13 protein-coding genes are annotated in these 13,507 nt (G+C 37.4%); 9 read left to right on the forward strand and 4 right to left on the reverse strand.

Translation table 11 applies throughout. The annotated features are described in order from the left end of the window. Nucleotides 1-26 precede the first annotated feature (26 nt). From AC21OH_RS08520 to AC21OH_RS08540, 5 genes are all read left to right on the forward strand, one after another. Nucleotides 27-2,090: a bifunctional metallophosphatase/5'-nucleotidase gene (locus AC21OH_RS08520; RefSeq protein WP_487370088.1), complete on the forward strand. Its 2,064-nt coding sequence runs from the start codon at nucleotides 27-29 to the stop codon at nucleotides 2,088-2,090. A 317-nt stretch (nucleotides 2,091-2,407) separates the two neighbouring features. Continuing rightward, nucleotides 2,408-2,764 carry a DMT family transporter gene (locus AC21OH_RS08525; protein WP_487370087.1) on the forward strand — a complete coding sequence of 119 codons (357 nt, stop codon included), beginning with the start codon at nucleotides 2,408-2,410 and terminating at the stop codon, nucleotides 2,762-2,764. A 272-nt stretch (nucleotides 2,765-3,036) separates the two neighbouring features. Then, on the forward strand, nucleotides 3,037-4,062 hold the full coding sequence (locus tag AC21OH_RS08530; protein WP_487370085.1) for a DUF368 domain-containing protein: 1,026 nt from the start codon (nucleotides 3,037-3,039) through the stop codon (nucleotides 4,060-4,062). Between the two features lie 274 nt (nucleotides 4,063-4,336). Next, nucleotides 4,337-4,501 (forward strand): PAAR domain-containing protein, encoded by a 165-nt coding sequence (locus AC21OH_RS08535; RefSeq protein ID WP_491140418.1) that lies wholly within the window; start codon nucleotides 4,337-4,339, stop codon nucleotides 4,499-4,501. A 190-nt stretch (nucleotides 4,502-4,691) separates the two neighbouring features. Then, complete coding sequence (locus AC21OH_RS08540; protein WP_487370084.1) at nucleotides 4,692-4,877, forward strand: peptidase associated/transthyretin-like domain-containing protein; 186 nt, start codon at nucleotides 4,692-4,694, stop codon at nucleotides 4,875-4,877. A gap of 153 nt (nucleotides 4,878-5,030) precedes the next feature. Here AC21OH_RS08540 and AC21OH_RS08545 read toward each other — a convergent pair whose 3' ends face one another. Then, entirely contained in the window at nucleotides 5,031-6,131 is a 1,101-nt protein-coding gene (locus AC21OH_RS08545) for an XAC2610-related protein (protein ID WP_487370083.1), read from the reverse strand. A 246-nt stretch (nucleotides 6,132-6,377) separates the two neighbouring features. Here AC21OH_RS08545 and gorA point away from each other — a divergent pair, with 246 nt between their 5' ends. From gorA to AC21OH_RS08560, 3 genes are all read left to right on the forward strand, one after another. Then, nucleotides 6,378-7,733 carry a glutathione-disulfide reductase gene (gene gorA, locus AC21OH_RS08550; protein WP_487370082.1) on the forward strand — a complete coding sequence of 452 codons (1,356 nt, stop codon included), beginning with the start codon at nucleotides 6,378-6,380 and terminating at the stop codon, nucleotides 7,731-7,733. A gap of 323 nt (nucleotides 7,734-8,056) precedes the next feature. Beyond that, nucleotides 8,057-8,257 (forward strand): hypothetical protein, encoded by a 201-nt coding sequence (locus tag AC21OH_RS08555; RefSeq protein WP_487370081.1) that lies wholly within the window; start codon nucleotides 8,057-8,059, stop codon nucleotides 8,255-8,257. A 219-nt stretch (nucleotides 8,258-8,476) separates the two neighbouring features. Next, nucleotides 8,477-8,965, forward strand: a complete 489-nt coding sequence (locus tag AC21OH_RS08560; protein ID WP_487370080.1) for a hypothetical protein — start codon at nucleotides 8,477-8,479, stop codon at nucleotides 8,963-8,965. An 11-nt stretch (nucleotides 8,966-8,976) separates the two neighbouring features. On the opposite strand, the gene AC21OH_RS08565 is transcribed toward AC21OH_RS08560, so the two are convergent. The 3 genes from AC21OH_RS08565 to smpB all read right to left on the reverse strand — a co-directional run bounded on the left by AC21OH_RS08565 (nucleotide 8,977) and on the right by smpB (nucleotide 12,510). Then, a complete protein-coding gene (locus AC21OH_RS08565; protein ID WP_487370079.1) occupies nucleotides 8,977-10,887 on the reverse strand; it encodes an AMP-binding protein in 1,911 nt (636 codons plus the stop codon). Between the two features lie 57 nt (nucleotides 10,888-10,944). After that, nucleotides 10,945-11,868: an SDR family NAD(P)-dependent oxidoreductase gene (locus tag AC21OH_RS08570; protein ID WP_487370078.1), complete on the reverse strand. Its 924-nt coding sequence runs from the start codon at nucleotides 11,866-11,868 to the stop codon at nucleotides 10,945-10,947. 165 nt (nucleotides 11,869-12,033) lie between these two features. Next, on the reverse strand, nucleotides 12,034-12,510 hold the full coding sequence (smpB, locus tag AC21OH_RS08575; RefSeq protein WP_487370076.1) for an SsrA-binding protein SmpB: 477 nt from the start codon (nucleotides 12,508-12,510) through the stop codon (nucleotides 12,034-12,036). A gap of 333 nt (nucleotides 12,511-12,843) precedes the next feature. Here smpB and coaD point away from each other — a divergent pair, with 333 nt between their 5' ends. Further along, complete coding sequence (coaD, locus tag AC21OH_RS08580) at nucleotides 12,844-13,353, forward strand: pantetheine-phosphate adenylyltransferase (protein WP_486535605.1); 510 nt, start codon at nucleotides 12,844-12,846, stop codon at nucleotides 13,351-13,353. The last annotated feature ends 154 nt before the right edge of the window (nucleotides 13,354-13,507 follow it).

Genomic DNA, 13,507 nt, shown 5'->3' on the forward strand with positions numbered 1-13,507 from the left:
GGTGCTGTTATAAAGGTATAGTTCTCATGAAAATAGTTAAAAATCTTCTCACTCCCTCATCGTCTCTGTCTTCAACTACTACACACTCTTATAAACCAAAACAACCTATCAAAGTGGGTCTATTGTCTGCCCTATTGGCCGTAAGTTGTACAACTTTGGTTGCATGCGGAGACGACAACGATAATCTCGACACTGCTTTTGAAGATATAAATAAAGATGGGGGTTCATCGTCACCTACCCCAACCTTTGTACCAACAAAGCTTACCATCGCTCATATTAATGATCACCATTCACATTTGGAATCAGAAGGCAGACAAACATTTGTCATAGATGGTACGACTTATCGCAGTGAGCGTGGTGGATTTGCACGTTTGAAAAGTGTATTTGATGAATTAGAAGCCCGTTATGGTAATGATAATTTTTTAAAACTTGAAGCAGGCGATGCCTTAACGGGGTCAAGCTATTTTAGTTTTTTTCAAGGTGAAGCCGACGCCGATATGATGAATACCATCTGCTTTGATGCATTTGCACTGGGTAATCATGAGTTCGATGAAGGCGATGCAGGTTTAAAACGCTTTATAGACCGCCTACATGGTAGTGACAACAATCCCAATGATTGTCAAACTCCTGTATTAGGCGCAAATGTGAAACCAGCTTTGGGTACGCCTCTTGCACCCAGTAATGTCGATGATTATATCAAGCCTTATACCATTACCACGACGCGTGAAGGCGTTAAAGTAGGTATCATAGGAATCGACATCGAAGGTAAAACGAGACATTCATCACGCCCCTTAGCCAGTACAGATTTTTTGGATGAAACCACGACTGCTCAAACGTATATAGATGAATTAAAAGCTCAAGGTATCGAGCATATCGTTTTATTAACTCACTATACTTATGTTAATGATATCGACTTAGCAGCCGCACTCACCGATGTGGACGTTATCATAGGGGGCGATTCACATACCTTATTGGGTGACTTTACCCGCTACGGCCAGTCCGCTGAAGATAATTTTGGTGCTCAAGGAGCCTATCCTACTGTATTAACTAACAAAGATGGCGATACCGTGTGCGTCGGTCAAGCTTGGGAATATACCAAGGCGGTAGGTGTTATGCAGGTTGCCTTTAATGATAAAGGTAGTGTAGATAGCTGTACTGGGTCAGCAATTATTCCTGTCGGTGAAACTTTCGAGCGTTATGATGTGAATAGTGCTGAATTTATGGCGACTGATTCTACAAACAATCAGGCTATCTTGGACAGCCTGTTAAGCCAGTCACAGTTTTTACTTGATAAGGATTTAATTCTACCTTATGCGCCAAACTCTCAAGCTGCTTCTATATTAGAAAGTTACACTGTTCAAATTGATGATAAATTGCAACAAATTATCGCAACCTCAAGTGAGCCTTTATGTTTGGTTCGGGTACCCGGCACCACACGTTCAGCTGATATCACTGGGTGTGAAGATACAGCCACGCAGTCTCGCGGTAGTGATGCCGCCCAAGTGGTCGCCAAAGCCTTTTTGGACGGTGCATTAGAAGCAGATTTTGGTATACAAAATGCAGGCGGGGTGCGCGAGACCATTATGCAGGGTGATGTGAGCTATGACACTGCTTACACGGTATTGCCATTTGGTAATACTTTGGTGAATCTTCAAATGACCGCTCAACAAGTTAAGGATACGCTTGAAGATGCCATTGCCAACCATATGGACTTGAATGGTTCATCAGGTTCACATCCCTATGCCGATGGACTGCGTTGGGATTTAGATTTGACTCAACCTCGTGGTCAGCGCGTTTACAATATCGAAGTTCGTGATCGTGATACAGGCATATGGTCAATGTTTGATTTAAATGACACCGCCAAGACCTATACAGTAGTCACTAACGACTATATAGCTGAAGGGCGCGATGGCTATACTACATTAGGTACTGTTTTCGCTGATAAAAGCAAGGTGGTCGACACCAAACTTTTATACACTCAATCCTTTATTGACTATGCTGAAAAAGTAGGTACGTTGCAGCGTCCAGACCGCAGTGAGTATTCACACAAAAATGTCATAACAGCCGATGGCACTCAGCTGTCATATTAACCTTAATTGTCTAATTAAAGAAAAGACTTTCAATATGAAAGTCTTTTCTGCTTTAAGTGCTGCACCTTGTTTACTAAACGTTATTAGACGTCTATGGTCTTTAGATACACGATTATTATCTACACTACTCTAAAACAATCCAATCCACTGCACGCTAAAGTCAAATTTAACTCAACACTTATTACACTAAAATTTTGACATCAATGTCACCTATTTAAAAAATATCGTATTGACCTTATTCATCTTCATATTACAATGGCGTTAAAATTCAATATTTAGTATCCATAGATATTTCTAGCTTATTCTGGTTAACGCTTATGCCCTTCACCGTATCTACGCTCACTATGGCTTATATCTACCTAGCCACTGCTATCATTTGCGAAGTAGCAGGTACTACCTTTTTAGCAAAGTCAGAAGAGTTTACTCGCCTATTACCAACTGCCCTAATGGTGGTTTTATATGGGCTGTCTTTCTACATGCTCGCAAAATCCATCAAAGTCATTCCATTAGGTATTGCTTATGCTTTGTGGGGCGGCATAGGTATTATCTTGACCGCTGGCATGGGAGTGATTGTATTTAAACAACACATTGACCTGCCAGCCACGATTGGTATTTCTCTTATCGTTGCTGGGGTTGTCGTCCTAAATATATTCTCCAATTCTGTAGGCCATTAATTTGGCCTTATGATATTGATAAAACCTTATAACTATATATAAAAAGCTATTAAAGAGTATGTGCAGTCAAGTGGCCGATTTAAAATAAGTAATTAAGCTTATTACATTATTGAAAATGATTACTATGAAGTATATTTTCTTAAATCGGTTTGTTATTCTCAATATGCAAAACCCATACTCATGTTAAAATGCATTCAATTCTAGAATACCTTAAACCTAATCAGTCAACTTACTTATTATTGTCTTATTTACTTATCCAGTAAGGAATGTCGATGACGACCCCTAATTCTCAACGACCTGAATCAAAAGCGTCGTCTTCTTCATTAAAAGCAGCTCAGCCCAATAACCCTTCGAACCTTGTAGATAACCCAAGCCACAGTCCAAAAAACAATCCGAAAAATCTTGTAGCTGTTTATATAAAAGGCATGGCGATGGGTGCAGCGGATATTGTGCCTGGTGTATCGGGTGGTACCATCGCGCTTATTTCTGGTATCTACGAGCGTTTGATTGGTGCAATTAGTCGTATTGGTCCAAACTTATGGCAGATCTATCGTCATAAAGGCGGTCTAAAAGGATTGCTCGCTATCTGGCGCGAAGTAGATGCCACTTTTTTATTGGTTTTGCTTTTAGGTATTGTTACTAGTTTTGCAACCTTAGCTGGAATTATTAAAAACCTATTAGACAATCAACCGTTGTTAATTTGGTCTTTCTTCTTTGGTTTGGTTATTGCCACTGTATTTATATTATTAGGTGAAATCAAACGCTGGAATTTAGCCAGAGTTAGCTTATTTTTAATTGGTATTATTGCTGCAGTTGGTATTAGTAGCATGCCTTTGGTCACCACAGAGCCAAGCCTGCTCTATATCTTCTTTTCAGGGGCGATTGCCATTTGCGCCATGGTGTTACCGGGTATTTCAGGTTCTTTTATCCTATTGTTGCTAGGGGTTTATGATCGGGTATTGGAGGCGGTTCATAACTTCAATTTACCTATCATCATTACCCTAATGGCTGGTATGGTCACTGGACTGTTATTGTTCACTAAAGCCCTTAAATGGTTGTTATCACGTTACTATCAAGGGACGTTAGCTTTATTAACTGGCTTTATTGCTGGCTCTTTGATGAAGGTCTGGCCTTGGAAGGTGGATGAGTTAGGCACTTTGGCTGGTGATGCGATAATTAATGTAGCCCCTTGGCACTATCCTGAAGGTGCTCAGTGGTTGGTTACTATTGGGCTTATGCTATTGGGTGCCATATTAGTTACTGCATTATCTTGGTGGGGACTCAAAAAGAGTGATTAAGGTTAAATCTTATTTGAAGTAGGTTTAAACACGTTAAGTATATCTATCAATATTATTCATGTTGTAAATACAGAGTTCTAATTGATTTCATTAAGATGCCTTGTTCAAACATATAATATACGCGTTTTATATTCATCATCAATTTAAATTTAATAGGGTCTGTTGAAAATGAATTAGTTACTTACGCAATGCTAGTTTAAATACATTTATACCAAGAAAGCTCATTGCAGCATATATAACTATTGGCGCGAAGAAAACGCATGGCAGAACAGTTATCAGTGGCTCACCTAACACTTCCCATAACGGCATACCCGTTGCTCGTAAAGGCGATAAATTCTCTTGTAAAAAGTTGCAAAAAATAGTCGCTATTGCTATTAACAAGTTTCTAAAAAGGTACATCAAGAAGGAAGTACCATTCATAAATACAATAAGACTATAATAATTGAGAGGGATGGGTTTATTAGTGACGTCTATAACAGCCATTTATTAAATACTGTTGGATAATTTACAGTGGTTGAAAATAATACTAGAAACCTTTACATAAGAGCTTGATGAAGCTTAAGAAATCATGTGTTGCAATAATAACTATTATCTTGACCCAAATTGGCTGTCAACAAAAGGTGCACTGCATGACACCAGAGATTACAGAACAAGTCATAGATAAAAAGACTAATCAACCCTTAAGCGATGTTGTAATCATCAAAAATAGCATTCATGACACTAAAACCAACAGTAATGGTAACTTCAAATTACCTGCTTTCATGTACTCTTATAGCTCCTCAGATTATGACGTTATCTTATTGAATGAGGCATAAGATGGTGATTTTTATGTTTACAAAGATTAGTATGCCGCTAAAAGCTACTGGAACTTTGGACTCAAACCCCCATTACTTACTGTACTGACAACTGTTTAATCAAGAGCCTGAGCAGCCTATTGATAATTTGAGCGTTTATTTAAATGATGGTTTTTAAATTAGTTTGACATTCTCGTACTTTAATAAATTAATTAGTTTACCCTGAACAGAATTAGACTTTGATTCTAAAAATCGAGTCTTATTAGGCGTTTGTACCCGTATTCCCTTATCGTTTATCACGTAGGTCACCGGCTTATTATAAAAAGATATCGTGTTAGCATGATGATCATAGACAAACTCTCCTTCATAAAACAGCTCAATCCGATCATTTTGGTCTGCAAACGCATAATATAGACGCTTTTCATCATAGCTTCCCAACAATAATTTCTTATTATTAATGAGAGTAACGCTATAAAAAGAATTCGGTACCTGCTCATCAGAGGAGGGTAGAATTAAAAAACTGTCTATATGTTTGTCATCATCTTCAAAAGTAGTTACCGTTATTTTAAAGAAGCCTCTGACATCCCCCTCCTCTACTATATCCTGTTCAATCACTGGTTTGTTATCAACCACTTTATATACGCTATATTTATGCCAAGCTGCCCCACTTTTGGTCATGGTATGTAAGGTCTGTGTTTCCTTATCAATATTAAAAAATCCACAATTACCGTATGTAAGATCTGTAAACGTGTCGCTATATATAAACCCATTATCTTGATTCAAATAAATTTTATAAGAAGTTCCACCATAACACCCGTGCCTGCCATCCTTTAGCGCCAAATCTTTTTGATTATCAAAGTTGAAGTCGTCATAAATGAGTACATTATGGCTACCATATGGCGCTTCAACGATGTTGGCGCTGATAACATTATTTTTTGAGCTATCATCAATACTGTCACTTAACTCATATTCAATATTAATATCTGAGGGTTGATTGATAATCACTTCTTGAGTATCAGCATCTTTGACTACAATACTGACCTGTTGCTCATCTAATTCTTTGTTAACTAGAATTTCAGCGTCGTACCTATCTGAGAAATCTGCTACTTTGTATTTTTGTATATTGTCAGCTTCAATAAAAGTTGTACTGGATTGTGATTGCGCCAATGTAGAATAAGAGATCAATAATCCTGTTCCTACAATTAGTGCAGCAAACAGTTCATTAAACCTTAAATGTTTAAAAGTTTTTTTTCGTTCACGATTGTTGATAATCATAGGGCTACCTTGTTGGGTCTGTTTAACATTTAAATAAGTCACACCTAGCAGATTAGCATATCTTATACGTGACTCAAATAGAGTCAAAAACAAATATAAGGTAACATTAGATCTGAATTATCAAACTAGGCTTTATACCAAAATTTATAAGGCTCTTATTTAAAAAGCTTCTATTTAATCGGTTATTAATCAATATAGCTATTAGCAAACATCTAAAATTTCACATAATAAATATAAGGTTTAAATATGACTAAACATTATGACTATATTTCTATTGGCGGTGGCAGTGGCGGTATCGCTTCAATTAACCGTGCGGCTATGTATGGTAAAAAGTGCGCAATTATTGAGGCCAACCATTTAGGAGGAACTTGCGTTAATTTAGGCTGCGTGCCCAAAAAAGTTATGTGGTATGGCGCCCAAGTTGCTGAAGCCATTCATAAATACGCACCAGATTATGGCTTTGATATTGATGTTAAAGATTTTGACTTTAGTAAGCTGATCGAAACCCGTGAAAAATATATTAGCAATATACACGCTGCTTATGAGAGAAATCTGGGTAAAAACAACGTCGAAGTGATTAACGGCTTTGCTAAATTTGTAGATGCAAAAACGGTTGAAGTAAATGGCGAACATATTACTGCTGACCATATACTCATTGCTACTGGCGGTCGTCCTATCTTCCCTGATATCAAAGGTGCTAAATATGGCATTGACTCTGATGGTTTATTTGCATTAGACGAATTACCAAAACGAGTAGCTATCGTTGGTGCTGGCTACGTATCGGTTGAAATCGCAGGCGTATTACGCAGCTTAGGCTCAGAAGTCAGTCTATACGTGCGTAAACATTCCCCACTACGCTCATTCGATCATAGTGTGGTTAATGTTTTGATAGAAGAGATGGCGAAAGAAGGCATCTATATTCACACTCACAGCACTATAAAAGAGGTCGTTAAAAACGATGACGGTAGCCTGACGATTAACTTGGAAGATGAGCGCAGCAACACAGTAGACTGCTTAATTTGGGCGATTGGTCGTAAACCGAATACTGATACTATCAACCTTGAAGTGACTGGGGTCGAAACCAACTCAATCGGCAAAATAAAAGTCGATAAATATCAAAACACCAATATCGAAGGTATTTATTCAGTGGGTGATATCATTGAAAATAGTATCGACTTGACTCCAGTTGCTGTCGCTGCCGGCCGCCGGTTGTCTGAACGCTTATTTAACAATAAACCTGATGAGCATTTAGACTATAATTTGATTCCAACGGTTATCTTTACCCACCCTCCAATTGGAACTATCGGCGTGTCTGAAATGCAAGCTATTGATCAGTATGGGGAAGAAGATATCAAATGCTATACGTCGACCTTTACCCCTATGTACAGTGCCGTCACCCAGCATCGTCAAAAGTGCTTTATGAAACTGGTATGCTTAGGTGAAGAAGAAAAAATCATCGGTTTACATGGCATCGGTTTTGGTGTCGATGAAATGATTCAAGGTTTTGCTGTTGCTATCAAAATGGGCGCAACCAAAGCGGACTTTGACAATACGGTTGCTATTCATCCTACTGGCTCTGAAGAGTATGTGACGATGCGTTAAGTGAATGAATGCTCTAAGTTCGGGTGTTATTTATGTGCTTGCACTTGATGCATTATCATTTGATTCGCTTAATCCTTAAATTGTATTTAGGGCAACCAAATTTATAAAAACCATTGATGGCGATATAATTTTATAACTAGTTCTTCTTATAACTAAGTTCTTCAAAATTTGTAAATGATAAAGGTAGTAATTGTTTATATTACTGCCTTTTTTTATTTATTGTCTTAATCGTTTATATTCTAAAAAAATTATTACCTTTAAATTATGTTAATCTAAAGAGTCTATATATCCTACTAACTTATAACCTAAATAAAGATCAGCTGATGAATAATAAACCGTCTAAAAATGAAGACAATCAGTCAGACTCTACTACTGATAACGCTTCAAGTAAGCCTAACACTACAGTAAAAAAAAGCGCCATAAATAGTGCTCCAAAAGATAAATCAAAATTTTGGGAAGGCTTTGTTTTAGGTGTGGCGACGATCTTATTAATAGGCTTTAGTTTTTGTGCAATAATTTTTTAATTTGATATTGGCGGTAGTAGTTATAATGACGCAAATATTAGAAAACAAAATAAGATCGTACTTGATCAACTGTCAAAAGATGCTTTAAATACGGATAATTATGCTACCGCTAAATGGCGATACTCACGCGTATTAAGAAATCAAGAACTTAAAGAACTTAAAGAACAATTAGATCCGAGTACTACTCAAGAAGCAGCTGAAATTCAAGCCAACAACTTAATGGAACAGGCTATAGCACTAAAAGAACCGAACGCCTTGAATGCTGCTGGTCAGAATTTAATAGATCGCTCTATACGCTTCGAAGATGATAGCGGTACTCATGATTATATTGATTACCAGGTAGAACCTATTCAAAATTCGCAATTAGTTAGTGAGGGCATAGAGTATTTAGCCGAAGCCTATGCTAAAGAATGTGACTTTGAATACTTAGATGATGATTCTTATGAACTCATGCACGCATTTAAAAGTGACGTATTACGCGAGTCTTATAATAACTACACCCTTCTAAAACTGCTATCGTATTCAAGTCTACAAACCCACAAAGTACAAATACACGCTGTTATAGCCTTATTGATTCGTAACAATATCTATTGCTCACCTGATTACCAATTTGAAAGATTATTAGATCGTCAGGCTTTGACTTATACGTCCGACTATAGTCTAAAACATCGAGCATTTGATTATGTTTTATATGGTCTTAGTATCTAACGAAGAGAGTCTTAACCCTCGCATAAATGTTGTCTTAATAAAACATGACTCACCTTTCCTGTTTTGGTAATTGGCATTTCATCTACTAAGACAACTTTCTTAGGCATTTGATAGCGAGCCAGCTTGGGCTTTAGCCATTGTTCAAGTTGGCTCTCTATTTTTATCTTGTGAGTGTCAGAGAGTTCATTATTTAAACATTTAATATTAGTTTCATTGTTATCGATTGCCTTTTCTCTGTTATTAAAATCTCTGTTATTGAAACAAACGAAAGCCACTAAACGTTTCCCAAACCCTTCACTCTCAACTGCAATAACTGCCGCCTGTCCAACGTCTGGATGTTGTTTAAGTACGTTTTCAATATCAACGGGATATACATTCTCACCACCACTAACGATCATGTCATCCGCCCTTCCTTTTAAAAACAAATACCCTTCTGTATTTGAATATGCAAGATCCCCAGTACTGATAAATTTATTGCATTTACTTAATTCTAAACAGCTTTTTTTAGATTTTATAATAGATGAATCATCCATCGACCAAGCCGTTCTTAAACTCAATATTCCTATATTTTCTTCTGTCTTAACGTTTCCGTCTATACTTTTATCAGATTTACGATCTTTCGTATCATTATCAGCTTGCTCTATAGGCAAAAGCCGTAGCCTAACTCCCTTAATAGCTTTACCAATACTATCTGGATAGCGATGCAAATCAGCTGGAGTAGCCATGACGCAGAAACCTGCTTCTGAGGTTCCATAAAGATTAAATAAAGTATCTCCAGTATGTTGCAAAGTCTGCTTAGCAAGAGAGTCTTCTAGCTTTGCTCCTCCTGAGATAATTCGTCTCACTGAATCGAAAACCGAAGTTCTATGCGCTCCAGCTTTTAACTCTTCTTTTGTAAAGTCCTTTTTATTTAGATCATAAGCTAACAAACGGTTTAGCATAGTAGGAACCAATAACAAAGCTTCGATTTGATGCTTTTGAATCAACTGAGCAGCAGTTTCGGTTTTAAATTTATCACTGGTAAATATTCTGGCTGATAACAGCACTGAAATAATGAGCGAAGCCAGTCCATAACCATGATAAAAAGGCACTGCTATATAAACGGACTGATACTTTGCAAGCTCTACCTCATTTAACAATGCAATAAAAGGGATCATCATAGCAAGCGGTGAGGGTTTGCGATTGGCGAATTTAATACGGCCACTGGTTCCACCTGTTAGTACATTGATGGTACCTGATGCATATCGAGGCAACGTAACATCATTATTCTTGGTATCTTTTAACCTTGTGGCAATAACATGATCAATTTGTTGCTTTGAAATAATATAAGGGCTGTGAATTTGGCCCGAAGTATTGGCTTTAGGAGTAATAGCTGTCTTTAGATTATTAGCAAACTCTTCATCACAAATAATCATGTCATAATCTTTCTGGTTAATTATTTGCTGGAGCTGAGTCTGGCTCATTTCTGTATTTATTAGACTAAGATCTGCTCCCAATCGTGCTAAACCAAATAAAGCTAAAACACTACTGCTATGATTGGTACAAATCATTGCCACTCTTGGGGATGGTTTTTTAACCGTGCGATTTTGGTTAAGCTTTCGCCATATATCAGCGAAATAGACTGCTAAAGATAAAGCCAACTCATAACATTGCTTATAACTGTATTGCTCATTTAAAGTCAGCCTGTCAGGGGTTTTGGCGCTGGCAAATTGCAGCAATACCATTAAGTTTGGGCCATGTGTATTGATAGATTTGACTGCCGTTGCAACCCCTTTAGTCGTCAGTAATCCCATTCGTTTCAAATTACGTAGACTCTGGAGCGTCCAACTCAATGTGGACTCAGATGACTTATTTTTATGTAGCTGACTTTTATGCGGTTGGCTTTTATGCGGTTGGCTTTTATGCGGTTGCAAGTTTTGCATCGAATACTCTATTGTTTAAAAGGTAATTATTAACGGTGCAGTTATATTAAATGGCATTTAACGACAGTTTTTATAACGATAAAGCTGTCTTATGAAATACTCTAAAGGTGCCTTGAATAACGTGGCCATGGGTTCAACTATATATAACCACCAAGGTTTAAAATTTATAGCTTTGCTAATAATAACTCTTCCTATTAGGGATGCTACTTGTTCAGAAGACATAGCAGGCGCTGAACGATATATCGTAGTAGGCGCAATCATTCGAGTTCTTACCAAAGGTAGGTATAAGGTGCTGGCATCGATAGCATTTGCATTTAATTCAGGTAAGGCTGAGCGGAACCATTGATCGAAAGCTGTCTTTGAAGCCTGATAGGCAGACCATTCAGGCATGGGTGGTAATAATACGTTTAATGCTGATACATTTATAATTTGTCCCCTATTTGCTTTTAGCTTAGGGATTAGACTTAGACACAGCTTCACGGGCGCTAAATAATTTAGACTGATGGTGCGCTGAAAATCATGGCTGCGGTCCAGTGATTGCATGACGGGCCGCTTAATAGATTGACCTGCATTATTAATGAATATATCCACATTCTCAGCTTGCAAGTAATTTATAAACTGCTGCAATTGCTCTTCATCTCTTAGATCTAATGAATAAATCTCCGCCCGACCTCCCAACTTCAAAACTTGCGACTGTACTTGTTTTAATTTGTCAGTAGTTCTTCCTATTAATAATAGCTTAGGAGGGCTTTTAAAGCTTGAGTGTGAGTCTGTCAAAACAGATGCCAGAAGATAGGCAAGGGACTCGCCAATACCGAAACTGGCACCAGTGATTAAAATGGTCTTACCAGATACAATTTTCGCTAGCTTTTGCTTTTGTGTTAATGACATTCTTCTACTCGGAAACAATATCTTTTGCAATAACCGAATCACTAATGAGGGTTGTTCATTTAGGTTTTTATTTCTATTTTTGATATTCATTAATTTTTTATACCATCAAAGTATTAAAAGAAAAAATCTTTTTTAATTAGGGGCTGAATAGAATTGATTCATGGAACTGACAGAAATAAAAAAAAGGCAGAAAATAACTGCCATATTTTATTATTAAGCTAACGATTCACTATTTAAAAAAGTGATAATTAACGATTAATTCAAATGCTGCTTAAACCCGCGCTGTTGGTCTCGCTCCCAGTCTCTTTCCTTGATAGTTTTACGCTTATCGTGCAGTTTCTTACCTTTGGCTAAACCAATTTTGCATTTTACCAGTGAATTTTTCCAATACACTTCTAGCGGCACGCAGGCATAGCCTTTTTGATTAACAGCGCCAAACAAGGTGTCGATTTCTTTGCGATGCAGGAGCAGTTTACGAGTACGAATACTGTCTGGATCTATATGCGTTGAGCTGGATAATAAAGGCTGAATATGAGCGCCAAATAAAAACGCTTCATTACCCCTAAACACTACATAAGCTTCGGTGATACTCATCTTACCTGCCCGAATCGCTTTAACTTCCCAACCTTGCAGCTCTAAGCCTGCTTCAAAGGTTTCTTCAATAAAATACTCGTGCCGCGCTTTTTTATTAGCGGCAATTTGATTTGATGGTTTTCTAGATTTTTTAGCCATATAAATTAGTCTCTTAAATTACTAGAGCGTGTCCCTATCTTTATAATATTTAAGTGGATATAACGTTTATGCTGAGTTGTCGTTTGAGCATAGATAATAACTTAACTAATGGTTTGATTCAGATAATGATTTAGCTCTTACATTAACATACGCTTATAAGCTTGCAGCTCAAAATATAACTCACATTATAGAGTGCTATAAAGATAGGTCGAGCCTCAATTATACCAAATTTAAAACCAATACTTTTTCATAGCTTTGTAAGCAGTTATCACTTACGTCAATGCTTAAAATTTGCTACGATAACCCCTCATTCAACTATCCTTAAAAACCATCATGAACAAACCTTCGTCACTGCACACCAAAGTCGTCTACCCAGGCACATTCGATCCTATCACTAATGGACATCGCGATTTAGTTCAAAGGGCTGTTAAGCTGTTTGATGAAGTCGTGATTGCTGTCGCTTTAGGTCATCATAAAAAACCTATGTTTAGCTTTGAGGAACGAGTTGAATTGGTTGAGACTGTTTTTGATGATTTGCCCCAAGTTTCGGTAGTTGGGTTTGAAGGGCTTTTGGTTGAATTTATGCGTGAACAAAATGCCACAGCTGTACTGCGCGGTTTACGTGCTATGTCAGATTTCGAATATGAATTTCAGCTCGCTAATATGAACCGTGAGCTTGATGAGAACTTTGAAGCGGTATTTTTAACACCAGCGCCCGAATTCTCATTCATCTCCTCTACCATGATAAGAGAGATTGCAAAACTAAGTGGGGATGTAGACAAATTTGTACCCCCATGTGTTCAGAAAGCCTTTGATGACAAACGCAATAATGAGTGGAAATAGAGTTAAAATATAAGTGTAGAAAAACGCTTTGTAATTTATCAAAGTCTAGGTTTTAGTTATGACATATTCGATCATATATACACGACCTATTAAAATCATTGAGTCTACAAATAAGATTAACAGGCGATAATTTAATCCAAAGCAATCTAATTCA

The organism is Psychrobacter sp. CX10, assembly GCF_057621575.2.